The sequence below is a fragment of the Nitrosomonas sp. JL21 genome (genome assembly GCF_009833095.1).
In the GTDB taxonomy this organism is placed as follows: Bacteria; Pseudomonadota; Gammaproteobacteria; order Burkholderiales; family Nitrosomonadaceae; genus Nitrosomonas.
Genome location: NZ_QRCB01000009.1, coordinates 108,378 through 132,145, shown reverse-complemented (window position 1 = coordinate 132,145; position 23,768 = coordinate 108,378). Strand labels below are relative to the sequence as shown.

At 46.2% G+C, this 23,768-nt stretch carries 27 protein-coding genes and 1 tRNA gene; 8 read left to right on the top strand and 20 right to left on the bottom strand.

All coding sequences use genetic code 11. The features are described 5' to 3' along the window. Positions 1 to 69: 69 nt before the first annotated feature. From ABF87_RS04265 to ftsY, 14 genes are all read right to left on the bottom strand, one after another. Positions 70 to 408, bottom strand: a complete 339-nt coding sequence (locus ABF87_RS04265) for a hypothetical protein (RefSeq protein ID WP_160827889.1) — start codon at positions 406 to 408, stop codon at positions 70 to 72. 260 nt (positions 409 to 668) lie between these two features. Next, positions 669 to 1,055 (bottom strand): helix-turn-helix domain-containing protein, encoded by a 387-nt coding sequence (locus ABF87_RS04260; protein WP_160827888.1) that lies wholly within the window; start codon positions 1,053 to 1,055, stop codon positions 669 to 671. A 51-nt stretch (positions 1,056 to 1,106) separates the two neighbouring features. Continuing rightward, positions 1,107 to 1,595, bottom strand: a complete 489-nt coding sequence (locus tag ABF87_RS04255; protein WP_160827887.1) for a hypothetical protein — start codon at positions 1,593 to 1,595, stop codon at positions 1,107 to 1,109. Beyond that, complete coding sequence (locus tag ABF87_RS04250; protein WP_160827886.1) at positions 1,592 to 3,184, bottom strand: YfjI family protein; 1,593 nt, start codon at positions 3,182 to 3,184, stop codon at positions 1,592 to 1,594. The genes ABF87_RS04255 and ABF87_RS04250 overlap by 4 nt, the downstream gene beginning before the upstream one ends. Then, entirely contained in the window at positions 3,177 to 3,689 is a 513-nt protein-coding gene (locus ABF87_RS04245; RefSeq protein ID WP_160827885.1) for a hypothetical protein, read from the bottom strand. Before ABF87_RS04245 ends, ABF87_RS04250 begins: the two co-directional genes overlap by 8 nt. Before the next feature lie 2 nt (positions 3,690 to 3,691). Beyond that, complete coding sequence (locus ABF87_RS04240) at positions 3,692 to 3,922, bottom strand: transcriptional regulator (protein WP_160827884.1); 231 nt, start codon at positions 3,920 to 3,922, stop codon at positions 3,692 to 3,694. Between the two features lie 106 nt (positions 3,923 to 4,028). Then, entirely contained in the window at positions 4,029 to 4,556 is a 528-nt protein-coding gene (locus tag ABF87_RS04235; RefSeq protein ID WP_160827883.1) for a hypothetical protein, read from the bottom strand. A gap of 103 nt (positions 4,557 to 4,659) precedes the next feature. Beyond that, positions 4,660 to 4,950: a hypothetical protein gene (locus ABF87_RS04230; RefSeq protein WP_160827882.1), complete on the bottom strand. Its 291-nt coding sequence runs from the start codon at positions 4,948 to 4,950 to the stop codon at positions 4,660 to 4,662. 105 nt (positions 4,951 to 5,055) lie between these two features. Continuing rightward, positions 5,056 to 6,267, bottom strand: a complete 1,212-nt coding sequence (locus tag ABF87_RS15395) for an integrase arm-type DNA-binding domain-containing protein (RefSeq protein WP_160827881.1) — start codon at positions 6,265 to 6,267, stop codon at positions 5,056 to 5,058. A gap of 195 nt (positions 6,268 to 6,462) precedes the next feature. Beyond that, a tRNA-Ser gene (locus ABF87_RS04220) sits at positions 6,463 to 6,555 on the bottom strand. A 51-nt stretch (positions 6,556 to 6,606) separates the two neighbouring features. Further along, positions 6,607 to 7,458 (bottom strand): RNA polymerase sigma factor RpoH, encoded by an 852-nt coding sequence (rpoH, locus tag ABF87_RS04215; protein WP_160827880.1) that lies wholly within the window; start codon positions 7,456 to 7,458, stop codon positions 6,607 to 6,609. A gap of 118 nt (positions 7,459 to 7,576) precedes the next feature. Beyond that, positions 7,577 to 8,488, bottom strand: a complete 912-nt coding sequence (gene ftsX / locus ABF87_RS04210) for a permease-like cell division protein FtsX (protein WP_160827879.1) — start codon at positions 8,486 to 8,488, stop codon at positions 7,577 to 7,579. Continuing rightward, the gene (gene ftsE / locus ABF87_RS04205; protein WP_160827878.1) at positions 8,485 to 9,138 is read right to left on the bottom strand and encodes a cell division ATP-binding protein FtsE; all 654 of its coding nucleotides are present in this window, start codon (positions 9,136 to 9,138) and stop codon (positions 8,485 to 8,487) included. The genes ftsX and ftsE overlap by 4 nt, the downstream gene beginning before the upstream one ends. Positions 9,139 to 9,156: 18 nt before the next feature. Next, positions 9,157 to 10,206: a signal recognition particle-docking protein FtsY gene (gene ftsY, locus ABF87_RS04200; protein ID WP_160827877.1), complete on the bottom strand. Its 1,050-nt coding sequence runs from the start codon at positions 10,204 to 10,206 to the stop codon at positions 9,157 to 9,159. A gap of 223 nt (positions 10,207 to 10,429) precedes the next feature. On the opposite strand from ftsY, the gene ABF87_RS04195 reads away from it, so the two are divergent. After that, positions 10,430 to 11,830 (top strand): pitrilysin family protein, encoded by a 1,401-nt coding sequence (locus tag ABF87_RS04195; protein WP_160827876.1) that lies wholly within the window; start codon positions 10,430 to 10,432, stop codon positions 11,828 to 11,830. An 81-nt stretch (positions 11,831 to 11,911) separates the two neighbouring features. On the opposite strand, the gene ABF87_RS04190 is transcribed toward ABF87_RS04195, so the two are convergent. Beyond that, positions 11,912 to 12,328, bottom strand: a complete 417-nt coding sequence (locus ABF87_RS04190) for an EF-hand domain-containing protein (protein ID WP_160827875.1) — start codon at positions 12,326 to 12,328, stop codon at positions 11,912 to 11,914. Positions 12,329 to 12,472: 144 nt separating this feature from the next. Continuing rightward, entirely contained in the window at positions 12,473 to 13,018 is a 546-nt protein-coding gene (gene orn / locus ABF87_RS04185; protein WP_160827874.1) for an oligoribonuclease, read from the bottom strand. Positions 13,019 to 13,157: 139 nt separating this feature from the next. Between orn and ABF87_RS04180 the strand changes: the two genes are divergently transcribed. From ABF87_RS04180 to rsgA, 3 genes are read left to right on the top strand one after another with little or no spacing between them, the layout of a single operon-like run. Further along, positions 13,158 to 14,414 (top strand): M48 family metallopeptidase, encoded by a 1,257-nt coding sequence (locus ABF87_RS04180; RefSeq protein WP_160827873.1) that lies wholly within the window; start codon positions 13,158 to 13,160, stop codon positions 14,412 to 14,414. Next, positions 14,411 to 14,752 (top strand): 4a-hydroxytetrahydrobiopterin dehydratase, encoded by a 342-nt coding sequence (locus ABF87_RS04175; RefSeq protein WP_160827872.1) that lies wholly within the window; start codon positions 14,411 to 14,413, stop codon positions 14,750 to 14,752. Before ABF87_RS04180 ends, ABF87_RS04175 begins: the two co-directional genes overlap by 4 nt. Continuing rightward, on the top strand, positions 14,749 to 15,642 hold the full coding sequence (gene rsgA / locus ABF87_RS04170; protein WP_160827871.1) for a ribosome small subunit-dependent GTPase A: 894 nt from the start codon (positions 14,749 to 14,751) through the stop codon (positions 15,640 to 15,642). Before ABF87_RS04175 ends, rsgA begins: the two co-directional genes overlap by 4 nt. 95 nt (positions 15,643 to 15,737) lie before the next feature. Here rsgA and ABF87_RS04165 read toward each other — a convergent pair whose 3' ends face one another. Next, positions 15,738 to 16,472 (bottom strand): hypothetical protein, encoded by a 735-nt coding sequence (locus tag ABF87_RS04165; protein WP_160827870.1) that lies wholly within the window; start codon positions 16,470 to 16,472, stop codon positions 15,738 to 15,740. 726 nt (positions 16,473 to 17,198) lie between these two features. Here ABF87_RS04165 and ABF87_RS04160 point away from each other — a divergent pair. Further along, positions 17,199 to 17,732 (top strand): peroxiredoxin, encoded by a 534-nt coding sequence (locus tag ABF87_RS04160; protein WP_193567996.1) that lies wholly within the window; start codon positions 17,199 to 17,201, stop codon positions 17,730 to 17,732. A 98-nt stretch (positions 17,733 to 17,830) separates the two neighbouring features. Continuing rightward, positions 17,831 to 18,202: a TraR/DksA family transcriptional regulator gene (locus ABF87_RS04155; RefSeq protein ID WP_160827868.1), complete on the top strand. Its 372-nt coding sequence runs from the start codon at positions 17,831 to 17,833 to the stop codon at positions 18,200 to 18,202. A 10-nt stretch (positions 18,203 to 18,212) separates the two neighbouring features. Here the strand turns inward: ABF87_RS04155 and ABF87_RS04150 are convergent, their stop codons facing one another. From ABF87_RS04150 to ABF87_RS04140, 3 genes are read right to left on the bottom strand one after another with little or no spacing between them, the layout of a single operon-like run. Further along, positions 18,213 to 18,767: a Smr/MutS family protein gene (locus tag ABF87_RS04150; RefSeq protein ID WP_160827867.1), complete on the bottom strand. Its 555-nt coding sequence runs from the start codon at positions 18,765 to 18,767 to the stop codon at positions 18,213 to 18,215. Positions 18,768 to 18,811: 44 nt separating this feature from the next. Further along, positions 18,812 to 19,765 (bottom strand): thioredoxin-disulfide reductase, encoded by a 954-nt coding sequence (trxB, locus tag ABF87_RS04145; protein ID WP_160827866.1) that lies wholly within the window; start codon positions 19,763 to 19,765, stop codon positions 18,812 to 18,814. 14 nt (positions 19,766 to 19,779) lie between these two features. Further along, positions 19,780 to 20,439 carry a protocatechuate 3,4-dioxygenase gene (locus ABF87_RS04140; RefSeq protein WP_160827865.1) on the bottom strand — a complete coding sequence of 220 codons (660 nt, stop codon included), beginning with the start codon at positions 20,437 to 20,439 and terminating at the stop codon, positions 19,780 to 19,782. A gap of 288 nt (positions 20,440 to 20,727) precedes the next feature. On the opposite strand from ABF87_RS04140, the gene ABF87_RS04135 reads away from it, so the two are divergent. Next, positions 20,728 to 22,014 (top strand): porin, encoded by a 1,287-nt coding sequence (locus tag ABF87_RS04135; RefSeq protein WP_160827864.1) that lies wholly within the window; start codon positions 20,728 to 20,730, stop codon positions 22,012 to 22,014. A 399-nt stretch (positions 22,015 to 22,413) separates the two neighbouring features. Continuing rightward, on the top strand, positions 22,414 to 23,757 hold the full coding sequence (gdhA, locus tag ABF87_RS04130; protein ID WP_160827863.1) for an NADP-specific glutamate dehydrogenase: 1,344 nt from the start codon (positions 22,414 to 22,416) through the stop codon (positions 23,755 to 23,757). Positions 23,758 to 23,768 lie beyond the last annotated feature (11 nt).

Here is a 23,768-nt window from a genome sequence, read left to right as displayed (position 1 = left end):
GATTTTAAAATACATCTGGCGGGAGGATGGGGTTCATATTATTCCATGAAAGCTAATAAATATGAAGATCTACATTTTTATGTTTTTTAATTTACCCGTAATTTTACCCGTTTTTTGAAAAGTACCCCCTTTTTTTAGCTCTCGGTGGTTTAACTTTAAGCATCCATCTAGTCCGATCAAATCAAAAATATTTCTGCGCTCGAATTGACTTTGAATAGCGCATAAGAAAAACCAGTGCGCTGGGAGGGAGACACACTGGCCAAAGGAGCGGCAACTTCGCAATAATGGTGGAGTATTTCCAAATATTTTTCTGTGTGAAAACGCACGTTCAAGCACTTTCTTTGCAAACTGAACTGAATCAGTTGACACATTAAGCATTGCTGCAGCTTGCGCCAGATTTAGCAGCACGATCTGCTACTGTCGATAACCCGGTAACGTTACCGGCTTTCTCAGGCCTGTATGCTGGCTGCGCTTGCGCTCAATCCTGAGCACTAGCCACTATTGCCCTCTGTGCAGTATCTAAGTACCTGAGATTTAGGTTCAGAGAAGCCAAAAAGCCCAGATGGGGGGTACCTAGGCCATTGATAGATGATTGGGTGTGAGTGATTCTGATGAATTTTATTTTTCAATCATTGGTAATCGATCAAGAAGTTATTTTGCATTTGTCTTTAAACACCAGCTAAAAGCCGATTAACTTTCAGATTGTGATTTTCTTGCGCCTTTATCTCGTAGGCATCAGTACTGCCAGGCTGTGCTATGGTGGTTTTTCCTATTTCAATAGTTTTAAACGCAGCCGCTAGCTTATCTTTTACGGGTAATTCTGGATCATTCAAGCAATCCTCAATGGTTTTTAATGCCAAGCCTTGCAAATTACGCAATATCTCTGAATGCGCTTCTTGAATGTTGTGCAGGTGTTGGTTGAGTGCAGCTTTAAAGTCAGGATCAGCGCGCCATGTACTGATTGTTTTAGGGGTCACTCCTAGCGCTTCAGCTACTTCCTGACACATTTTGCCTTCTGCCATCAATAAAATTGCTTGTTGCTGTTTTTCATTCATTTTTAACATTCCTTAACATTAACTAACTGATATTCAAAGATTCAATTTTATTTACTGAACCGCAGCCTCTTTTATAATTTCGAGTACCGTGAATGAATCGTACTTGTGCTTCGGTATCGACATTTTAAAAGTGTATTGATCCCGAATGGCAATGGTCAGAATCACGTTATCAGGATCAGTTTCTGTGTCGTGGTGGATTGCACGTTGTGTGCTCGGATTATCTTTTAGTATTTTCAATACATTGGCGCGTCGTTTTTTTCGATTACTTTCTTCTGCAAGTCCGAGATAGTACACCAAGGCTTCAGGGTCACGTTTGCACTTGTTCAGTATCAGATAATGATTTTCCTCAGGTTCACCAATCTGGACAAGACACGATCTGACCTTTTCAATATCTCGATTGATTTTTTCATTATTGGGATTTGCTACGGCTACACTTGCTACATTTGCTACAGTTGGCTTGTTTTGTAGATTATGTGTAGCAACTGTAGCGTCTGTAGCTGTAGCAACTTTCTTTTTGCGGATAATTTCCAGTAAAGTCATGCTACCTCCTTGCTCACGATCCTTCGATTTAGCCAGATTGACACTTTCTTCCTGTCTTTCCTTATTTGAATGCGATCCAATGATTCAAGCTCATTGATGGCAGCATCAAGCCGCATTCCATCTCTCACGGTTCCGTACTGCTGCACAAATCGTTTTGCGACAAATTGCGTGCAGTTTTGCTTGCAATGCTGAATTAACCAATCGTTCAGCCGTACCGCGTCTGCCATTCCAGACGGTAAGGCTAATTCACCAAAGAAACGACGAGATTCATTCAGGTGCCATGCCACAATACTGCTTGCACTTTCAAAGCTATCTGTGCCTATTGATCCATTTACACCATATGTGAAAACATGGAATAGGGCTGCTAGCCGGGCTGCGTTATCTGCTGATTTGCTGGCAACGTCACGCACGTCATACAGTTCTTTGCCACTGGATAGCATTGACTCTATGCTGTCATAAAACTCAATCCATAGTGCCTTTGCTTCTGGCGTGAACTTCAATAAAACTGGCTCTAAACATCCTTCAGCGTTTAATGGGGCAGGTGTCGATAATATTTCACTGATTCGACTATTGAATGCTGCAAGGTTTGGCCAGTGTTCTGGCGGCTCAGTAAATAATCGTGTGCCCTGTGTTGACTCGGGCCAAGCAATCATGAATCGCGCAAAATATCCTGTGCCGCGTGCCAGATTCCCGGATTTATCATTAAATTCACGCAGGGTAGCTTCTTGGATCTGTAACGCTGTAGTTAATCGCGCACCTTTAACCGTGAATGATTCTGATGTCCTTCGACCTATTGAATGGGTGCCGCCATCCCAAAGCGTGTTATATAACGCAAGATTTCGCATGATTGAATCTTTACCCATGCCATGTGAACCAAGAACAGAACCAGCTTCGCTCGATACAATACCCGCTGAAGGCCATTCCTTAGCCAGTCGCCATGCTAGATTTTCGGGTGTTTCATCGCCCAGTAAGATTCTGGGTATTCTTGGCGGCTCAGGTTTGTCCTGTTGAAGCTCAGCAAGATTGGCTTTTAATTGATTAGTGGGTTTGTCTTTCTTGGCTGCTTCTTTAATCGCTGACAACAAGCCATCCCGTTCAGCATTCCATGAATCCATTTCAGCCTGATAACGTTCTATTTCTGGCTTCATGACTTCCGCCTGCTCTTGCTCATAATCCCGTAAAGCTTTAGTGAAAAACCCGTCACAAGTGGATTTACGCTCGCCAGAATCGGCAATGGTTAAGAGAAATAAACTAACCGGGCCAGTTAATTTAGAGGTTCGTTCAACGTCAACATAAGCTTGACCTGCTACGGACAAAGCGCCCAATGCTGAAGAAGCAACCAACGGCAATGGGGCTTTAACGAATCCATGTACCTCTTGCACTGCAGCTCGTATGCCATTCGGCAAAGCTTCTACAGGGTATGCCTCTGGCTGTAGTTTTGCTAATAGTGGCTGCGGTTCTGGCCAAGCCAGATTTGAATCAATCGCGGCACTAAGATTCAAGTCAGCATATCTGCCGTTAGAAGGAATGATATTTTTATTGTTGATGGCGCCAAGCATTTCCATAGCTTGATTTTCCAGACTATTCATGGCGTGCACCTCTTGAGTAACTTGCGGCCTCATTAATCCGGATTACTGCACCGGATAGAAAGGTGACATCCGATTCAGCCAGCTTTTCACCTCTAAGCATGGTTCTGGCTGCACTCAGCACAACAAGCGCGTCATACCGTAATGCACTAAGAGTTTGCCAATCAGAAAAGTACGAGCGCGTCTGTGGATCGTAGTTTTGATTATCTGAGCGCGGGAATAGGTCAGCAGGATTTAAATCGATTGCTTGCGTTATTTCGTGAATAGAACAGCCAGCAAAGCAATGCATTAGCACTTGACCTTCACGCCCAGTCGATACGGCCAAGCTGCGGCCTTTGCGGTCATCGTGGCTGGGACAGAATGCCAGTAATCCACCTTTCTGGCGTTTGACTACACCATTTAAGCGGCTTTCGACTTCAGTCAGTGGATTATGAATGTTATAATTGACGCGTGAATTCTGATAAGCCGTTACCCCTGCCGGGTGCGGCTTTTTTGTTGGTGTCTGCATCACTACACCCCCGCCCGATAGTTGATCGGATCAGAAAGCCATCTATGAAGCTCTTGATTGTCGTAAAAGGTGCACCTGATTCCCATGCGCTCGGGTTGTGGCGCGCGCCCCTCTTTTGATAACTGCCTGAACTTCTCTTTGCTTATGGGTATGAATTTCTTGAATTGACTGAACCGGCTTTTGCCGGTGGCAGGTAGTGCGTCCGGGGTGGGTAATTGTTGCTTCTGTGTCATAGTAGCTATCCTTTGTTATTGAAGGTAGCCGCATACTATTCATGAACTAAATGATTTGATACGAATGAGCTAGCAGCCGGGTGAGTCTGCTAGCTGAAGGGTAAGTTTATTTTTTCTGCCAACGCCCAATCTTTCCATTTTTTGCCAATTGTCCTAAGCGTGTGTTAATGGCTTTGTCATCTTTTAATTTCGGATATTTCTTTAACATTTCTCTAACGAAATCAGCTTTATAACCATATCTGTTAAATTGCTCAGCTCTTGCTTTAGCTTCTTTTTCAATCTCTTTAAGATAATCGGTTTTCTCATCATTTTCTGCTCGTGCTTTACCTCCCGCACTGGGAATTTCGACTCTTGCTATGTCTACAATTTCCTTAGCTGCTCCATCAAATGTATAGTCGAAAGATTCTCCGCACGAAAGAAGCATATAAATAAACATTTCACCTATTTCTTTTACCCCCGGCGTCATTTCCGGGTTATCAATTGCCTTATGTATTGCATCTTTTAAAATATCTTTAGCTTTAATATGGTGCAGATTATCTTCATACAATCGCGTGATTTTTTTCCTATCTTCATCAGTAAGACTTTTAAGCCAAGTCCCTGCGCTTGAGTATTCTTTGGTTTTGATTTTTTTCATATTTCTGCTTATTCAAAAGAAAATATAATGAAGTTCACCCCAGGCAGTGAAGGTTTCCGCTTTTCGCCCCGTCGGGCTAGGGGTGGTTTTATCAAAATAATTTCTATTTTTTAATTGCTGGGAAAGGGATGACTTCACATAAATATGAAGTGTCGATAGCGCATGGTTTCTGTGCTATGAATTTGACTACATGCTGAGCTATATTAAAGTCATTATCATTAAGAGTGGCAAGGTATATTTTTAATGCATCGCTCCACTGATTCCGCGCAGATTCTTTCCTCCACTCAATGGATAAGTGAATGATATTAGCTATGACTTTTGGATTAATTCGTGACTTGCGGTGCGTGCGTGCTTTTTTGATGTCATTGTTGCTGGTAAAATCTTTATTAGCCATGATTCAAACTCCTATTAAGTTTGTGTTGTGGTTAGGGGCTTCAGGTGCTGCACACTTGATAACCCCGCTCTTTACCTGAAACCGTCAGGCGGCGGTTTAAACTCGTTATGCTGCCCTGAATGGCAATACTGCCGCACCTGCCTTTATCCCTTCCAAATAATCCGCCCAGTTCTGCATCATCCTTGTTCGTGGTTCAAGGTAGAGTGCATGGTTATAAGCCGCTGATACTGCATTGCGTGGGGCATGTGCTAGCTGTAATTCAATGTGGTCATGGTTATAGCCGCGTTCATGAAGGATCGTTGACGCTATGCCCCTGAAACCGTGGCCTGTCATGCGGCTGTGATAACCCAACCGATACAGTGCATAAAGAATGGTGTTATTGCTCATCGATTTGCCGTCTCTGCGCTCGCTTGGGAACAGCAGGATATCGTCAGCAGATAGGTTCTTTATCTTCGTTAAGATATCAATAGCCTGATCGGATAGGGGGACGATATGCGGTGTTTTCATCTTCATGCGTTCAGCCGGTATGCGCCATTCCTTTTTGGTCAGGTCAATTTCATCCCATCGGGCGCCAATCAATTCACCAGTACGCACAAACGTTAGCGCCATCAATTGCAATGCAAAACGGGTAAGTGGCTGACCTTCGTACCCGTCTATTTTCCGCAATAACTCGGGTAATTCCTTTTCACTTAATCGGGTGTAATTTGTTTTATTGGCAGGCTTTAATACGTCAGAAGGCTTGATATCTGCTGCTGGGTTACGTTCAGCGAGTCCATGTGCCACTGCATAGCGCATGACCTGTCCACACATCGTCAATACTCGCTTGGCAATATCCAATGCACCACGGGCCTCAACCTTGCGGATCATCGCTATCAATTGCGCGGCTGTAATCCCATTGATCGGTTTTGCACCAATAACAGGGAATATGTCTGCTTCCATGCGTCGCATCGTGTAATCCGCATGGCGTTCGGTCTTATCATGCTTCCAGTGATCCCACCAAAGATGGGCTATCGATTCAAAGCTATTGGTTGCCGCCATTGCCTGCTGCCGTTTCTGTTCCTTACGATTGTCGGAAGGGTCGATATCTTGTGCCAGCAATTCTTTGAAGCGGGTATGTTCTTGTCTTGCTGCAGCCAGCGATACGGCGGGATAGAAGCCCAGGGATAACATCTTTTCTTTATCGTTAAAGTAATAACGAAAGCGCCAGCACTTCTGGCCGTCAGGCTGTACCCATAGCGCCAGTCCTTTACCGTCGGGTAAGTTGTAGCGCTTATCCTTGGGCTTTGCAGCTTTAATGATTGAATCGGTGAGTTTCACGTAACCCCCTGAATACCGGTAAACAACAATAAAACGGGTAATGAAACTACGGGTAATTCCTTGCCCTTAAATTTACCCGCCTTTCAAGTATGTTACCCGCTTTACTCAGGGTTGCCAATAGTTGGCTAAATTACTGTAAGATTATTTATTTTATTGAGGTTTTTTGGTGTTGCTAGGCAACGTTTGGTGTATAGATGGCGGAGAGGATGGGATTCGAACTCATGTGCCAAGTTACCCTGACCAACTGATTTCGAGTCAGCGCCGTTGTGACCGCTTCGGTACCTCTCCGTTAAAACTAAAATTTTGTTCTTTCGAACTGTGATGCAACGCAAGTTCGAGTTATTCTGCGTGAGCTGTAATGACGCTTCGCATTTTTTGTAATGCTTTTGCTTCAATCTGACGAACACGCTCTGCCGATACGCCTAATTCATCAGCTAAATCATGCAAAGTCGCCGTATCATTTTCTCTTAACCAACGTGATTCGATGATATGGCGGCTCCGATCATCGAGACTTGCCAGTGATTGCTGTAGACCTTGGTCGCGTAACCCCGTGATCTGCTCCTTTTCCAAGATTTGCGAGGGCTCGGCTCCATCAGTAAGATAATTGATGGGGCTGTAGGTGTCTTCATCGTCTTCATCTGATGAAGGCTCCAAAGAAATATCCGATCCATTGAAACGTTTCTCCATTTCGATGACTTCTTCAGTTTTCACACCGAGCTGTGTTGCCATTGCGCTTACTTCTTGAGGATTCATCGTGTCTAACCCCTGTTTCATGCTGCGTAAATTGAAGAACAATTTGCGCTGTTGCTTGGTAGTTGCAATTTTAACCAATCGCCAATTACGCATGATAAATTCATGGATCTCTGCCTTGATCCAATGGACAGCAAATGACACCAGTCGCACACCTCGTTCTGGATCAAAACGTTTGACTGCTTTCATCAAGCCGATATTGCCTTCCTGTATCAGGTCGGCTTGCGGAAGTCCATATCCTTTATAACCGCGTGCAATCGCAACTACAAATCGTAAATGCGACAAGATCAAACGTTGTGCAGCTTCAATATCGCCATGATTCCATAAACGCTGGGCCAAGCTCCTTTCTTCTTCTTGGGTAAGAATGGGGAAAGAATTAATTGACTGAATATAATTTTCCAAACTTCCACCCATCAAGGGTAGGGTTAAAGCATTCGTCATTGCAATAATCTCCTCATCAGATGTATGTACACTCACTCCCACCTTTTGCCAATTCTAGCACTCCGATTGTGAGAGTGCCAGTCGTTTGAAAAGTTTCGCTGAGGGGTATCGTTGTTTCTCATCGAGGTTCAATTTTCCATAAATGGTTGGCGACGGACAATCGAGCGCCCAACCAGCCCAACCAAGCGGAAAAGAATAACAAGCTTAAGCTATCGTCAATAGATAAATACTGTAAATGGATGTCAGTCTGATACAGGCGAGCGAGCCCTATGAGTTCTTCGTTTAATCTTTCGATGAAAAAAGCAATAAAAATCCATGCCGCCACTCCGCTGACAAAGCCTTGTAATGCACCAAAATAAAGGAACGGTCGACGGATGAAACTATCTGTAGCGCCTATCAATTTAGAGATTTCGATTTCGTCTTGTTGAGTAAGGATTTGCAGCCGTATAGTATTGAACATAATGGCAATAATTGCAGAACTTAGAAGAATTGCCAGCATCAGCACTATGAATCGTCCCAACTTCAGCAATTCATTCAGCCGTTCGATCCAGACAGAATCAAACTGCACCTGTTCAACCTCTGGCCATTCCTGCATGGCTTGGCGTAATTGCTCCAATGATTCGGACGAATTGGCCTGGGTGTGAAGAATAAAGGCATCTGGCAGCGGATTCTGGGATAGATGAGCCGTGATTTCTGGCAATCCATTGTTCTGCTGTAACTGAAAAAGGGCAGCTTCCTTGGAAACAAATTGAAAACGTATGATATGAGGCTCTTCTTCTAACCGCTGTCGGATTCCTGAGAGGTCTTGCGGCGTCGGATTGTGCTTCAGGAACAGACTCATCTGCGGCAAATTAATCGCTTGTCCTGTCGCTGATTCTATATTTTTCATGAGGATATAAACACCGGTCGGCAAGCTCAAGGCGATGCCCATCACGATAATGCTCAGCAGACTGGTCATTGGGGTAGAAATAAGTCGTTTCAGCGTGAGCAGAAGTACAAAGGCATGCTGCGCTATCCAGGCGCGGATCATGCGGCTAATTTTCCTTGATTCAGCACGAGAATTCGATGCTGAGTATCTTCCAGTAAAGAGCCATCATGAGTTGAAATCATTATCGTTACCCCAACTTGATTGAAAGAGTTGAACAAGGCCATGATTTCCCGCGCATATTCAACATCCAAATTTCCTGTCGGTTCGTCCGCAATCAGAATATTGGGGCGATGCACGATGGCGCGCGCGATGCATAATCGCTGCTGCTCTCCACCTGATAATGTGATGGGCATGGCCTTTTCCTTTTTTAGCAAACCCACTTTATCCAGCGCCGCGCGCACACGACTGGCGCTTGTCTTGTTGTCAAAATTGCTGATCTGCAGTGGCAACGATACATTGTCAAACACATTGCGATCAAATAACAGCTTGTGATCCTGGAAAATGAATCCAATCTTGCGGCGCAGAAAAGGAATGGCGCTCAGCTTGAGCTGAGCGATATTTTGGCCGCTGATCGTGATCGTGCCCGAAGTCGGCCGCTCAATGGCGGCGATGAGCTTCAACAGCGTACTTTTGCCGGCTCCTGAATGACCTGTCAAAAATATCATTTCACCTGCTTCAACAGCCAAGTCAATGTTATTCAGCGCGACGAAACCATCCGCATAGCGTTTCGAGACATTCTTGAAAATGATCATATAGACCCGGTATGTTGATCAATCAAACATTGCGTCAACAAACTCTTTGGCATCGAAAGGTCTCAAATCATCGAGACCTTCTCCTACGCCGATGAAACGCAATGCCGGCGGATTTTGTGGATATTGGCCGGCAATCGCGGCCACTACACCTCCTTTAGCGGTACCGTCCAGCTTGGTCAAAATCAAACCAGTGACATCCAATGCCGCATCAAAAGCTTTCACCTGAGCAATTGCATTTTGGCCCGTGTTGGCATCGAGCACCAATAACACTTCATGCGGCGCATCCGGCATGGCCTTGGTGATCACCCGTCTGACTTTCTTGATTTCTTCCATCAAATGCAGTTGAGTCGTGAGCCGTCCGGCGGTATCCGCAAGTACGATGTCGATTCCACGGGCTTTGGCGGAATTGACAGCATCAAAAATCACTGCGGCGGGATCGCTTTTTTTATTCGGATCGCCATCCGGTGCTATGACCGTGACATTATTTCGTTCACCCCACACCATCAGTTGTTCCCGGGCCGCTGCTCGGAAGGTATCGCCAGCCGCGAGCAGTACCGATTTTCCTTGAGATTGAAAGTACTTTGCTAACTTCCCGATAGAGGTTGTTTTTCCGACACCATTCACGCCTGTTATCATGATCACGAAAGGTTTATGAGTGGCGGTATCCAGAGGCTGAGCCAACGGCTCAAGCATAGTCATCAATGCTTCCTTCAACGCCTGTTTCAATTGAGTAGAGTCGGTGAGCGCGTCGCGCTTGACTTGCCTGCGTAGATTTTCAAGAATTTCATGAGTCGCGGTTACGCCGATATCGGATGTCAGCAGGATGGTTTCCAACTCTTCGTATAATGCTTCATCAATTTTGCCGCCGCCGAATAGACTTGACAATTGCTTACCCAAGTTTTGCCGGGTGCGGGCAAGGCCCATTTTAAGCTTGGCGGCAAAGCTGATGGGTTTGTCTTCCTGGATATCGGATTCTGGTTCTGGAGTGATGTCTTCTGGTTGAGGGGTATCCGCGCTGTCAGTGGCGGGATCAATGGGATTTTTATTGGATTTAAAAAAGCTAAACATTCTGGTAGGCTCTACAAATATGCATGAAAATTCTCACAGGAAGCTCTGAAAAGATAGAGCGCGATGGTCAAGCCAAGCGGCAGCAGGTTCAATCCCATAGTTTTTTACGAGAAATCAATGGGTATTTTGAGACTGGCTTCAACGGAGCATGACGGAGCGCAATAAATTTCTAGGCTTCCAAAGCTTAATTTTATTCTGTTTACTCGTATTTGGGTTAGTAAAAATGAAACCAGATTATCGCATTAGTACAATTTTTCTTTCACTGATCAGATGGATATTGATATCCGGCTTGCTGGTTTCCTGTTCAGCCTTTGCCAATCCACATGCTTATATACTTACCAATGGACTCAAGCTGATCGTGAAGGAGGATCATCGCTCGCCGGTAGTCGTTTCGCAGATCTGGTACAGGGTCGGTAGTATCGATGAAGTCAATGGCGTTACCGGTGTTGCACATGTGCTGGAACATATGATGTTCAAAGGCACTGAAAAAATCCCTAACGGTGAGTTTTCAAAAAAGATCGCTGCCGCCGGCGGTCGTGAAAATGCCTTCACCGGCTATGATTACACCGGTTATTATCAGCAACTGCATAAACAGCATTTGCCGATGGCGATGGAGCTCGAATCGGATCGCATGCGTAATTTGGTGCTGACCAAGGAAGAGTTTGACAAGGAAATCAAAGTCGTCATGGAAGAGCGTAGGCTGCGCACCGATGATCAGGCGCGCGCCTTGGTATATGAAAAAATGATGTCGATCGCTTTCCAGGCACATCCTTACAAGAATCCGATCATTGGCTGGATGAATGATCTCGAGAATATGCGCGTTGACGATGCGCAAGACTGGTACGATCGCTGGTATGCGCCGAATAACGCTGTTCTGGTGGTGGTCGGAGATGTGAAAGCGGACGATGTGTTTCAGTTGGCGCAAAAATATTATGGCGCTATCGAAAAACGGACTTTGCCGCAGCTTGATGCCCGCAAGCCCCAGGTCGAACCGCCACAGGTGGGTACCAAGCGGATCATTGTCAAGGCGCCTGCTGAATTGCCCTATCTCATCATGGGTTATCATGTTCCGGCGATTCGGAATGTAACTACCGACTGGGAACCATATGCGCTGGAAATGCTGGAGAGCATACTGGACGGCCATGCTTCTGCCAGGTTGAACAAATCATTGGTGCGAGAACATCACATCGCTAATTCAGCCAGTGCAGGATATGGAGCCACGTCACGTGGCCCGGGTATGTTCTTTCTCAGCGCGGTGCCGAGTGCAGGCAAGACTGTGGCAGACCTGGAAAAGGCCTTGCGCGGCGAGATCGAAAAAATTATCAAGGATGGAGTTACCGAAGAGGAATTGGCGCGAGTCAAGGCGCAAGTGATTGCCGGCCATGTCTATCAGCGTGATTCGATATTTTCCCAGGCCATGCAGATTGGCCGTATTGAAAGTATCGGCTTATCATACCGCGATATAGACATCATTCTGGAAAAACTGAAAGCGGTTACTACTGAGCAGATTCGCGATGTTGCAAAGAAATATTTCAATGACGACACACTGACGGTGGCGGTTCTTGATCCACAATCCATCGAGCAAAAAACGCCGCCCAAGGCTCCCGTTGGATTAAGGCATTAATTGAGCTTTTCTGGCGACCGCTCATTTTTAAGCGATCGCTAGAGCTCATTGTAAATTGGTCTTGGGTTCGGAGTGAGCGTCCTAATGCTTGTGCTCGGTATCGCTTTGACTGCCTTGGCTATGGTCGCCGCTTTTCTCTTTCTGATGATCATGTTTATGCTTATGCATATGCTTCATCATCATTTGGTGCATCTCGGTATCATCCAGAAAGCCATCCTTGTTGGTGTCTTTCTTATCGAATAAGGCTTCATGATGTTTCATGAATTCTGCCTTGCTGATTTTGCCATCCTTGTCTTGATCAACCGATGACATCATGTGTTCACATTGATGGCCGCTATGGTTATCGGATTTGCCATCCCCATGTCCGCTGCTTTGTTTGTTTTGATGTTGATGGCCATTTTCCTTGGGAGCATCCGCGGCAAAAGCCGAGGCTGTGCTCAAAGCAAGTACTAGCGCCGTTCCAATCGTCATGACCAATAAATTTTTTCTGGGCAGCATCGTGTTTCTCCTAAGTGTGATAATTGATGAATGAAAGATGAAATTTCCTTTCGAATTTTAGAGGTATCATAGCCTGTAAAGTTCTGGAAATCGAGATGCTCGCTATTCCATGTGACACTGGTAAATTTCATCATTAATGGCAGCTCAGGCCGTGATGAAATGCTGGCGATAGTATTTCAATTCATTGATGGAATCGTAAATATCAGCCAACGCCTGATGCTTGCTTTCTTTACTGAGACCAGCAGTTATTTCCGGTTTCCAGCGCTTGACCAGTTCCTTCAGGGTGCTGACGTCCAGATTGCGATAATGGAAATAAGTTTCCAATTGTGGCATCGATCGCACCATGAAACGGCGATCCTGGCAAATTGAATTGCCGCACATTGGAGAGACGCCGGGTGGCACATGCAGTTTAAGAAATTCGATCATCTGGGCTTCGACTTCAGCTTCATGTAAGAGAGAAGCCTTTATTTTATCGATGAGCCCGGACTTGGCGTGCGTCGATTTGTTCCATTTATCCATCCCCTCGAGCACTGCGTCGGGTTGATGCACAACCAGCACGGGTCCTTCCGCTACGGTATTCAACTGGGCATCGGTGATCACCAAAGCTACTTCAATAATACGATCGGTATCGGGATTGAGTCCGGTCATTTCCATGTCGACCCAGATGAGGTTATCGTTATCTTGTGCCATAATTATTTCGATATTTTTGAATGGAATGTGCTTAATTGTGTCATATTGGCACTAGTCCGTCACTTTTCTACCTCCACAAAAAAGAATCGGATTACAAGTGACTAATCGATATCATTCTTTTGTTTTTTAATTAACGACTATGCAGACATTTACATGGGTTTTTCTTATTGCATTTACGCTCACAACGCTGACTCAATTCTGGTTGTCCATCAGGCACATCCGTTATGTACGCGCCCATCAGAATAAGGTGCCGGAAGAGTTTGCCAGTCAGATCAGTTTGAGTGATCATCAAAAAGCTGCGAATTACACCTGTACCAAGACGATTGTCGGTTATCCGAGCATTGTGTTGCATGGAATGCTTTTGCTGGCTTTCACGTTGGGCGGCGGCCTGAACCTGTTGAGTGAATTCTGGGCGGGCTGGCTGAATGATCCGCTGGCGCATGGCATGGCGTTGATCATCAGCACATTTTTCATCATGGGCGTCGCGGAAATTCCACTGAGCTATTACCGCACCTTCGTCATCGAGGAACACTACGGCTTCAATAAGATGACGCCGGTGATGTTTTTCACTGATCTGATCAAGCAAAGTGCATTGGGACTGTTGCTGGGTGCGCCTTTGTTATTTTCCGTGTTATGGTTGATGGAAAAGATGGGAGATAACTGGTGGCTGTATGCGTGGTTGGCTTGGATTGCATTCAATCTGTTTGTGCTGGCGATTTATCCCACCTGGATTGCGCCGATATTCAACAAATTTACGCCGCTGGAAGATAACACGCTCAAGATGCGTATTGAACAGTTGATGAACAAATGCGGTTTCAAAGCCAGCGGATTGTTCGTGATGGACGGTTCTCGCCGTAGCAATCACGGCAATGCGTATTTCACCGGGTTTGGCAAGACCAAGCGTATCGTGTTTTTCGATACGCTGCTCTCGCGCCTCAATCCGAGCGAAATTGAAGCAGTGCTGGCGCATGAATTAGGACATTTCAAACATCGCCATGTGATCAAGCGCATTATCATTTCGTTTACGATGAGCCTGGCTTTTTTATGGATCCTGGGCTATCTGATGAAGCAGGGCTGGTTTTATGAGGGTCTCGGAGTCGAGGTCGCCGCTGTACCATCGACAGCGATGGCTCTGCTGCTGTTTTTCTTGGTGATGCCGGTATTTACGTTTTTGTTGCATCCGCTATCGAGCCTTTATTCGCGTAAACACGAGTTCGAAGCTGATACTTTTGCGGCACAAAATTCATCAGCGGATGACTTGATTCGGGCTCTGGTAAAACTGTACCAGGATAATGCCGCAACATTGACGCCGGATCCGCTGCATTCGGCTTTTTACGACTCGCACCCGCCCGCCTCGATCCGGGTGGCTCATCTACAAAGTCAGGGGCAAGCATGAACACGACCGTATGTGATTTGACTTCCAAGCAGTGCAAGCCATGTGAGGGCGGTGTGCCGCCATTGTCAAGCGACGAAATTTCTGTTTTTCTGCAGCAGATCGATGGCTGGCAATTGCAGGATAAGCACATCAGCAAAATCTATCCCTTCAAGAATTATTATCAAACCATGGCTTTTGTGAATGCGGTGGCCTGGGTTTCCCATCGCGAAGATCATCATCCGGATATGAAGGTGAGCTACAGTCAGTGCGAGGTGACCTATACCACGCATGCAATCGGCGGCTTATCGGAAAATGATTTCATCTGTGCGGCCAAAATAGATCAGTTGTTTTCCATTTGAGCACCCGCTCCGAACTTCCGGAACGATTAGCGGCCCGATTGAATGGGGAGGTCATTGCTGCGTTCGGCAGGCATTTCTCGGTTGAAATCCAGGGCGGAGATATCGTTTCATGCGTGATGCGCGGCAAAAAAGGCGGAGTGGCCTGCGGTGATCAAGTTGAAATACAACGAACGACCATCGGTCAGGGCGTAATCGAGACAATCCATCCGCGCACTTCGCTGTTATACCGCAGTGATGCTTTCAAGGAGAAAATCATCGCTGCAAATGTAACCCAAGTCATTATCGTGCTTGCAGCCGTTCCCAGTTTCAGCGAAGAATTGATCAATCGTTGTCTGGTCGCTGTGGAAAGCGCTCACATTGCGGTGTTGATCGTCCTGAATAAAGCCGATCTCGCCGAACCGACGCAAGCAGCCATGAAAACGCTTGCTCTTTATCAGGATCTCGGGTATCCGGTACTCCAGCTCAGCGCCTTGAGTGATATTTCGGCATTACATCCTTATCTGGCTGGGCACCTGAGTGTATTGGCGGGTCAATCCGGCATGGGAAAATCCACATTGCTGAATGCATTGATTCCGCATGCCGAGCGAGCCACGGCAGACATCTCGGTGGCGCTGGATTCCGGCTGCCACACGACTACCCACTCACAGCTTTATCGTATGGATGCAACCAGCGCAATTATTGATTCTCCCGGATTTCAGGAGTTTGGATTGAATCACATTAAAGCTGAAGAAGTGATGTGGGGATTCATCGAGTTCCATCCTTACATAGGCCAATGTAAATTCAGTAACTGCCGGCATCGTCAAGAACCGGGTTGTGCCGTCGTGCAAGCTGCGCAGCAAGGAAAAATTCATCCCAAGCGGCTGGCATTTTATCAACGATTGCTGAGCTGAAAATCCTGAGTTGACCCGAGGTTTATCCTGCTTGAGATGATTGCCGTGAATACAGAAATAAGGTGCTTCAATGGAATCAAATGAATAGCATACCCTCAGGCAATGCCAGCTAACCCTAATAGGCTCAGGTCAAGAGTTCCATTCACCATGACATCGCCATACCAGAATTCATTAATCAGCGCTACAGTTTCATCTGCGATCAGATTGGCTAATTCCTCATCGCTGCGGATTGCCGGATCACCCAAAGCGTCTGTAAGTAGCGCTCGATACTCATCGATATTGGCGGCGTTATGGGAAAAGTCTTTGAGTACGGTTAATTCGGAATCATCAAGCCCAGCGTAAACCTTGATCAAGGTGCCATATACCAGAGACTCGATGCTTGCCTCGGTTGCAGGAACGCTATTGCCCGGAACACCGAGTTCATCAGGCGTATACAGACCATCGTCTGTTTGATAACTGAATACAGGCTTGAAAAAATCGCTGTAATCCGAAATTTCAACATCAGCTTTTACCAAGCTGCTGAGTGAAACAGTCGATAACACATCGCTGCGATTATTGAACCCAATGAGACTAAACCCATTGTCTAATTCTGAGTTGAACAAGATGCGGATGTCGTCAAGCTCTACGGTATCCAGCCCAAAAGAACCAAAAAAGCCGCTGATAATGTTTGTTGAGTATCCAGTGATGTCGCTGAGGTGTTGAGTGGTGATGCCAAAATCTTCTGCAGTATCAAAAATAACATCAGGTTGTTTGATATTTGCCAGAATAAATTGTTGGGCCTGATCGATGGTGATTTGATAGTGTGCCAAAACTTCTTGTCCTGTGGCCATTGATACCCCTTTTCAAATGAAGATAAAGATACTGCAAGTACATGATTGTATTGATGGATGTTTGGTTTGTAACATGCTGTGACAAAGTCAAGAAATAACTTGACTTTGATCATTTTGTCACTAAATGCAACTGGAATCGTGCAGCAGAACAGTATTTCCCGCTGAAATATGCATCAGAGTGATATGCTGCTGATTGGCTCAATCAAGTTTAAACGTTGTGCTCCAGTTCATTGCCTGGGTTAACATATGAGTGGAGTGCGGCGCCATTCTTGCGAGCTGTTGGCGTCAGAAATCTGAAGAAACGGTTGCTACATTTGTCGCAATTTTTCTTGGGAAAAACAACCTCAACCTTTGTTTCAGCCTACTGATCAGAACTTCTATTAATATATATTATTCTCATCATAAATTAGAAAAAATTTTAAATTCAATCGCAACCAAGATAACGATGAGAGACATTTTTCAGAGTCGATTCAGATATTTGGTTTAAATACAAGTGGTTGTTGAAACTTTAATGGATGAGTAAGGTCTTGAAGATTAGTGCTGATGGCGTGAATGATTAGGATAGAGAGTCTATTTGACTACTATCCCATATAGGGTTCGGGAAAATATGCAGCTATGAAAGAAAAGCTTAGCAGATACATTCACCAGATTTCTCCAGCGCTGGCTGTTGTGTGATTAGATTGCATGGTTAGGATATTCATGAAATAAAAAGGACGTGTAAGCATGATGGAAGAGTTGACCATTCTCTTGGCGGTAATGACATTGGGGTTCATGTTCTGGTATTTTTCCAGACAGAAAGCTTCATTGAAAGTGGGTCAATCGGCGCCGGATTTCTCATTGACTGATCAGCATGGAAAAATTCAGAGCCTGGCTGATTTTCGAGGCAAATGGCTGGCATTGTATTTTTATCCGAAAGACGACACGCCGGGCTGCACAAAGCAAGCGTGCGCTTTTCGAGACGGATTGCAGGAATTGGTGAATTTGGGGGCGGAAGTAGTCGGTGTCAGTGTGGATGACACCAGTAGTCATGCGGATTTTGCAAAAAAATTTCATTTGCAATTTCCGTTATTGGCCGATACCACAGGAGAAGTTGCGGCAGACTATCATTCCTTGATCAATCTCGGGGTCGTCAAATTTGCTAAACGTAATACGTTCTTGATCGATCCGCAAGGAAAAATTGCCCGGCTGTATCTATCGGCAAGTGCAGCGCGTAATTCTGCGGAAGTGATTGAAGACTTGAAGCACTTGCGTATGGCCTAACCATATGACTGTCGTAACATGCTTTCTTGATTTTCATCAAAAGACAATCGGCAGTCTCGGCCCGCATTGCGGGACATCATGCCTAGAGGAGGTTTAATATGGCAAATTTTACTGAAGAGCAACTTACTCAATTGAAAGCTGCGCTGCATAGGCGCTACCTGGATCTGCAAAAGGAAATCCATACTGAAATGGGACATTCGGCAGAGGCGCAAGATTTCAATGCGACTGATTATTTGAATAATATTCCCGACGATATCGATACGGCGCTGGTGGATCGGCAGATCAATGAAATGCGCGAATTAGAGATGTCGATGAAATATCTGAGTGAACTGGAGTTTGGCGATTGTATCGATTGCGGTAACGAGATTGGATTTGAGCGGTTGCTGGCCTATCCATCCGCGCAGCGGTGCATCGAATGTCAGACTCAGTATGAAAAAGCCTTTCCACACGAGTCCAATACCTCGCTTTGAAAGCCACCATTCAGGACGATCTGGCAGCCTTAAGTAAAATCACTACCGCGCCACTGCCACCCTCCTCTGGTCGGGCTTGGCAGAATGCGAGTACATCAGTACGCTGAATCAGCCAATTACCGATACGCGTTTTTAACACCGGTTCCCGGTTTTGCGAGCTTAACCCTTTGCCATGGATGACTCGCACGCAACGATAGTTTTTTCGAAGACAATCCGTTAGAAAAATGTTCAGTTCCTGTCTTGCCTCATCCCGCGTGAAGCCATGCAGATCGAGCGTTTGCTGAATTCTCCAGTGACCGCGGCGCAAACGCTTGAGTGTTTGATGTGACATACCGGGTTGCGTATATGACCATTCATCGCCGGCTTCGATTTCAATGGAAATATGATCTGACAGCATATCGTCAACAACCGCTGTATCCTCTGATATTTTTTTCCGGGGCAGCGGAGAAACAGGGGAATTGCGTTGAATGACAGTGTTGGATGCGGGCAACCGCATCACATCATGCATTGCTGCATGAAATAATGCTTGTTCGTTGTCATTTTCGTTAAAATCCTGGTCAGTCATTGAGTTTCCATGTGACAGTATCGATTAATCTTAACCTTCGTGGGTCAGCCTCTTAAATTGTCGAGGTATTTTTCCGCATCCAGCGCAGCCATGCAGCCGCTTGCGGCGCTCGTGACGGCTTGCCGATAGATATGGTCCTGCACATCTCCCGCCGCGAAAACGCCCGGAATGTTGGTGGCTGTTGCATCGCCCTGACGACCGCCGCGTGTGACCAGATAACCGTTTTCCATATCCAATTGACCGTTAAAAATATCCGTATTGGGTTTGTGCCCAATAGCGATAAAAATGCCTTGCAAGTCAATCTCCTGGGGCGAATTATCCTGAGTGCTGCGGATGCGCATGCCAGTAACACCGGATTGATCGCCCAGTACTTCGTCCAGCACATGATTAAGCGCTAGTTTGATGTTGCCATTGCGTACCTTTTCCATCAGTTTATCAATCAGAATTTTCTCCGAGCGAAACTGATCGCGCCGGTGTACTACGGTGACAGTGCGGGCAATGTTGGACAAGTACAACGCTTCTTCCACGGCCGTGTTGCCGCCACCAACAACCGCCACATCCTGTTCTTTGTAGAAGAAACCGTCACATGTTGCGCACGCCGATACTCCCCGTCCCATGAAAGCTTCCTCGGACGGTAATCCCAGATATTGCGCGGAAGCGCCAGTGGCGATGATCAGCGCATCACAGATATAGGTGCCTTGATCACCGATGAGCGTGAGTGGAGACTCGGTTAATTGGGCAGTGTGAATGTGATCAAAAATAATTTCAGTCTGAAAACGTTCCGCATGTTTCTGAAACCGTTCCATTAGTTCGGGGCCTTGAACACCCATTGCATCGGCCGGCCAGTTGTCCACATCCGTGGTCGTGGTCAACTGTCCGCCCTGAGCCAGCCCGGTGATCAATACCGGCTTTAAATTAGCGCGCGCCGCATAGACAGCGGCGGTGTAGCCCGCTGGGCCGGAACCTAAAATAAGCAATGAGCTGTGTTTTGTTGTCATGATTAGTCGAGAGTTTAGTTGCGAAGTAAGTCAAGCACGATATTGTACCTGTAAATAGACAGATTTCCTTCCGGCTCGAGCTTTTTCGCCATCATCACAGTGCGCTCAGCAATCGATTTGCTTCGTAGCAGCAAATCCGCATCATTGAGCTTTTCATCCGGGAAATACATTTGCGTGGTCAGGGGGCGATATCCCGGTTTCGAAATCTTAAAGTGAATATGGGGCGGTCTGATCCAGTCTCTGTCTGCCGGATAAGCGCCAGGCATCACGGTTTTGAACTGAAAGTAGCCATTATGATCACTGCTCATCATTGCCCAACCCTGGAAATTAGGATCCAGTTGTGCCGGATTGCGATCCAAAGGGTGACGGTATCGACCATTGCCATCGGCTTGCCAAATATCCAGCAGAGCGCCAGCAATGGGGTTTCCAGCAATATCCAACACCTGACCGCGCACCATGATGTGCTGACCTTGTGCCGGAGCGGTGTGACCGTTTAGATGGGTTAAATCGCTATCTTTGTCGCGTTGCTCGTGTATTGGGTAAAACGGCCCTTGCGTTTCACTGGGTGTGGGCATCAACTTCATTATCTGAGCAAGACTGGTGTTGGCGAGCGCAGTGGCCAAGCCGCTCAGCGCGCTTAGTTTGAGTATTTTTCTTCTGGAGAGTGTATTCATAGCGTCAGGTCCTTAACCCTAAAACGGGCGCGGTTGAGATATCTCATCAAGTTAACTAGCATTCGTAGATATAGATTGTGTGAAGCGGAATTAATTCTTTCATATCCAAGCTAACTCGGGAACGAGAGAAGCGGTAGGCGTACGGAACGTAGCCGAGACCTATCAACACGAGAGGCGAGGCAGCGAGTGCCGCGCAATGAAGCGATTCGCTCGTGCAGTCAATTGATCAGCGTTTTCGTGCAGATCAATAGCAATCCAAAATTTGATATTTTTAAAGAGGTAATCTGAATGAAATATATGTTGATCACCACCCTATTGTTAAGCGCGTTTTATTTCAGTCATGCGCATGCCAATAATTTAACCAGTTTACTCAAGAAAAGCCGACTGGAACTGGGTGGCTGGATTAACGGTGGAGCGACCTATAATGCAAACAACCCTTCCGATGGATTCAATGGCACAGTGACTTTTGCCGATCGTGCCAATCAATTTCAGGTAAATCAATTGAATTTGTTTTTACAGCGCTCGGTAGAATCAGAAGGCAGGCAGTGGGATATCGGCGGTCGTTTTGACTTTTTGTTTGGAACCGATGCCATCTACGCGCAGGCTTTCGGCATTTCTGCTTTCGATGAGAATACTGGCGAGCCCTCAAATAGGGGGAACTGGGATCTCAATTTATGCTGCAACTCAACCCGCACTTACGGCATAGCACTGCCGCAGGCGTATTTGGAAGCTTATGTTCCGTTTGGAGAAGGGCTTAATATCAAACTGGGCCATTTTTATACGCCGATCGGTTATGAAAGCGTTCCCGCACCTGATAATTTTTTTTATACCCGCGCTTATATTCTCAATAGTGGCGAGCCATTTACGCATACCGGCCTATTAACGAGCTTCTCAGCCACTAAAAATTGGCTTGTGCAAACCGGCGCAACGACCGGGAGCGCCACGGGCGGTTGGGATGGCGGTTTTGATAAGCATCTGGATAATTGGGGCGCATTGCTCAATATTATCTGGAATAGCGATGATAAAAGAACCTCAGCCCAGATTGGCGGAACGTATGGCACTACGGCCGTCGACGAACCCTGGCTGATGTATAGCACGGTTCTGCAACGTTGGTGGACACCTAAAACCCATATGGTCATTCACCATACGCACGGCTGGGCAAGTAAAATCAATCTCCCGGGAGGCATTCAGAATGCCGCTTGGTACAGCATCAACACTCACCTGACTTACGACCTGTTTCGCGATTTGTCTTTAGGCATACGCGCCGAACGGTTCCATGATCGGAATGGCTGGCGTGTTTTTTCACCGTATCGAATACTCTCGGCGTTAAACAATAAAGGGATCAGTTATGCAGGTAATATTCCATTCATTAGCGCTCCAGCGGATTATTATGCCGTGACGCTGGGCGCCAATTGGAAGCCAGCAAAGAGATTTGGATGGAAGTCATTAGAAAATCTCATCATTCGAAAAAATGTTCGTTATGACAGAGCGGATGGAATTGATATGGCATTCAGGCCATTTGATGGAAAGAAAGATCAATTTTTATTTTCGTTAGATGCCACATTTTCGTTTTAATTTTTTCAGCTTGTGTCGTGATGACAGTGCTAGGAAAGCGTGAGCAGTGGCTGCATGTGTAGAAATCAGTCTCAACATGCTCATTTATCTGCATTCATAAGGGGTGCTTGTTGAAGCTAGCCATCGCTCTCTATCTATTCCAGAGTTTCCCACAATGTATTTTCTGAAATAAGCCATTTTTTTAGGCTATTCTTCAACTATTTGTTGAGTCAATTTCCACTACCATAGTGAGCATCATGATTTTTGTCAGCAATATCATAAAAATTATGCGATTGATATGCGTACTCAGAAAGAACTTTATCAAGAAAATCTTATTTTTTAAAAATACAGTGCAGCCTGCACGTTAATTTGGCAGAATTGCTGTTCAAAAAATAACCTTTCACTAACCGGGGAAATGAAATGAAATATAAGAGTCTTGAGGAGTTTAGTGCGTACGTTGCTGAGCGCAATCCGAATCAACCAGAATATATGCAGGCTGTCACTGAAGTTATAGAGAGCTTGTGGCCTTTTATCACTGAAAATTCACGCTATGCCGAACATGGGTTGTTGGATCGCTTGGTTGAGCCGGAGCGAGTCATCATTTTTCGCGTTTCATGGGTTGATGATCATGGCGAAGTCAGAGTCAACCGTGGTTACCGAATTCAGCACAGCTCGTCGATCGGACCTTACAAAGGCGGTATTCGATTTCATCCGTCAGTGAATTTGTCGATTCTCAAGTTCCTGGCATTTGAGCAAACTTTCAAGAATGCATTGACGACATTGCCGATGGGCGGTGGAAAAGGAGGGTCTGACTTTGATCCGAAAGGAAAAAGCCCGGGTGAGATCATGCGTTTCTGCCAAGCTTTCATCAGCGAATTATTCCGCCATATCGGTTCCGATACTGATGTTCCAGCCGGTGATATCGGCGTCGGGGGTCGTGAAGTCGGCTTCATGGCGGGCATGATGAAAAAATTGTCCAATCGGGCGGATTGTGTGTTTACCGGTAAAGGCCTGAGTTTTGGCGGATCATTGATAAGGCCCGAAGCAACTGGTTATGGTACCGTTTATTTTGCTCAGGAAGTATTGAAGCATGCGGGGCGTTATCTCGAAGGCATGCGGGTTTCCGTGTCCGGTTCGGGTAATGTTGCGCAATTTGCCGTTGAGAAAGCCATGGCGCAGGGAGCCAAAGTCATCACCGTGTCAGATTCCAGCGGCACCATCGTTGATGAGACTGGATTCACGCCGGAGAAATTGGCCATATTAAACGAAGTGAAGAATCACCTCTATGCGCGACTGGATGAATACGCCAAACGTGTCAATGTCACTTATCTGCCGGGCGCGAAACCCTGGCATGTCCCTGTTCAAGTGGCCTTGCCGTGCGCCACGCAGAATGAGATTACCGGTGAGGATGCGAAGATGCTGGTCAATAATGGCGTCATCTGCGTCGCCGAAGGCGCGAACATGCCATCAACTGCCGAAGCGGTTGAATGTTTCATTCATAACAAAGTATTGTATGCCCCCGGCAAAGCAAGCAATGCAGGTGGCGTAGCGACATCCGGCTTGGAAATGAGCCAGAATGCGATGCGGATGTCATGGACGCGCGAAGAGGTCGACGCGCGATTGCAGGAAATCATGCGCGCCATTCATAAATCCTGCCTGAAGTACGGCACCAAAGCTGACGGTAGCGTGAATTACGTGGATGGCGCCAATATTGCCGGTTTCGTTAAAGTAGCCGATGCCATGCTGGGGCAAGGCATCATTTGATCGTGTCACTA

What these genes read in the sequence shown, in the direction of transcription:
- rpoH (WP_160827880.1), bottom strand. Translation starts at nt 7,458, where the DNA reads ATGACGAATGCTTTAACCCTACCCTTGATGGGTGGAAGTTTGGAAAAT.
- ABF87_RS04260 (WP_160827888.1), bottom strand. Translation starts at nt 1,055, where the DNA reads ATGAATGAAAAACAGCAACAAGCAATTTTATTGATGGCAGAAGGCAAA.
- ftsE (WP_160827878.1), bottom strand. Translation starts at nt 9,138, where the DNA reads ATGATCATTTTCAAGAATGTCTCGAAACGCTATGCGGATGGTTTCGTC.
- ftsY (WP_160827877.1), bottom strand. Translation starts at nt 10,206, where the DNA reads ATGTTTAGCTTTTTTAAATCCAATAAAAATCCCATTGATCCCGCCACT.
- ABF87_RS04235 (WP_160827883.1), bottom strand. Translation starts at nt 4,556, where the DNA reads ATGAAAAAAATCAAAACCAAAGAATACTCAAGCGCAGGGACTTGGCTT.
- ABF87_RS04195 (WP_160827876.1), top strand. Translation starts at nt 10,430, where the DNA reads ATGAAACCAGATTATCGCATTAGTACAATTTTTCTTTCACTGATCAGA.
- orn (WP_160827874.1), bottom strand. Translation starts at nt 13,018, where the DNA reads ATGGCACAAGATAACGATAACCTCATCTGGGTCGACATGGAAATGACC.
- ABF87_RS04160 (WP_193567996.1), top strand. Translation starts at nt 17,199, where the DNA reads ATGGAAGAGTTGACCATTCTCTTGGCGGTAATGACATTGGGGTTCATG.
- ABF87_RS04155 (WP_160827868.1), top strand. Translation starts at nt 17,831, where the DNA reads ATGGCAAATTTTACTGAAGAGCAACTTACTCAATTGAAAGCTGCGCTG.
- ABF87_RS04140 (WP_160827865.1), bottom strand. Translation starts at nt 20,439, where the DNA reads ATGAATACACTCTCCAGAAGAAAAATACTCAAACTAAGCGCGCTGAGC.
- trxB (WP_160827866.1), bottom strand. Translation starts at nt 19,765, where the DNA reads ATGACAACAAAACACAGCTCATTGCTTATTTTAGGTTCCGGCCCAGCG.
- ABF87_RS04245 (WP_160827885.1), bottom strand. Translation starts at nt 3,689, where the DNA reads ATGCAGACACCAACAAAAAAGCCGCACCCGGCAGGGGTAACGGCTTAT.
- gdhA (WP_160827863.1), top strand. Translation starts at nt 22,414, where the DNA reads ATGAAATATAAGAGTCTTGAGGAGTTTAGTGCGTACGTTGCTGAGCGC.
- ABF87_RS04250 (WP_160827886.1), bottom strand. Translation starts at nt 3,184, where the DNA reads ATGAATAGTCTGGAAAATCAAGCTATGGAAATGCTTGGCGCCATCAAC.
- ABF87_RS04190 (WP_160827875.1), bottom strand. Translation starts at nt 12,328, where the DNA reads ATGCTGCCCAGAAAAAATTTATTGGTCATGACGATTGGAACGGCGCTA.
- ABF87_RS04150 (WP_160827867.1), bottom strand. Translation starts at nt 18,767, where the DNA reads ATGACTGACCAGGATTTTAACGAAAATGACAACGAACAAGCATTATTT.
- ABF87_RS04175 (WP_160827872.1), top strand. Translation starts at nt 14,411, where the DNA reads ATGAACACGACCGTATGTGATTTGACTTCCAAGCAGTGCAAGCCATGT.
- ABF87_RS04165 (WP_160827870.1), bottom strand. Translation starts at nt 16,472, where the DNA reads ATGGCCACAGGACAAGAAGTTTTGGCACACTATCAAATCACCATCGAT.
- ABF87_RS04230 (WP_160827882.1), bottom strand. Translation starts at nt 4,950, where the DNA reads ATGGCTAATAAAGATTTTACCAGCAACAATGACATCAAAAAAGCACGC.
- ABF87_RS04135 (WP_160827864.1), top strand. Translation starts at nt 20,728, where the DNA reads ATGAAATATATGTTGATCACCACCCTATTGTTAAGCGCGTTTTATTTC.
- ABF87_RS04180 (WP_160827873.1), top strand. Translation starts at nt 13,158, where the DNA reads ATGCAGACATTTACATGGGTTTTTCTTATTGCATTTACGCTCACAACG.
- ABF87_RS04255 (WP_160827887.1), bottom strand. Translation starts at nt 1,595, where the DNA reads ATGACTTTACTGGAAATTATCCGCAAAAAGAAAGTTGCTACAGCTACA.
- ftsX (WP_160827879.1), bottom strand. Translation starts at nt 8,488, where the DNA reads ATGATCCGCGCCTGGATAGCGCAGCATGCCTTTGTACTTCTGCTCACG.
- ABF87_RS04240 (WP_160827884.1), bottom strand. Translation starts at nt 3,922, where the DNA reads ATGACACAGAAGCAACAATTACCCACCCCGGACGCACTACCTGCCACC.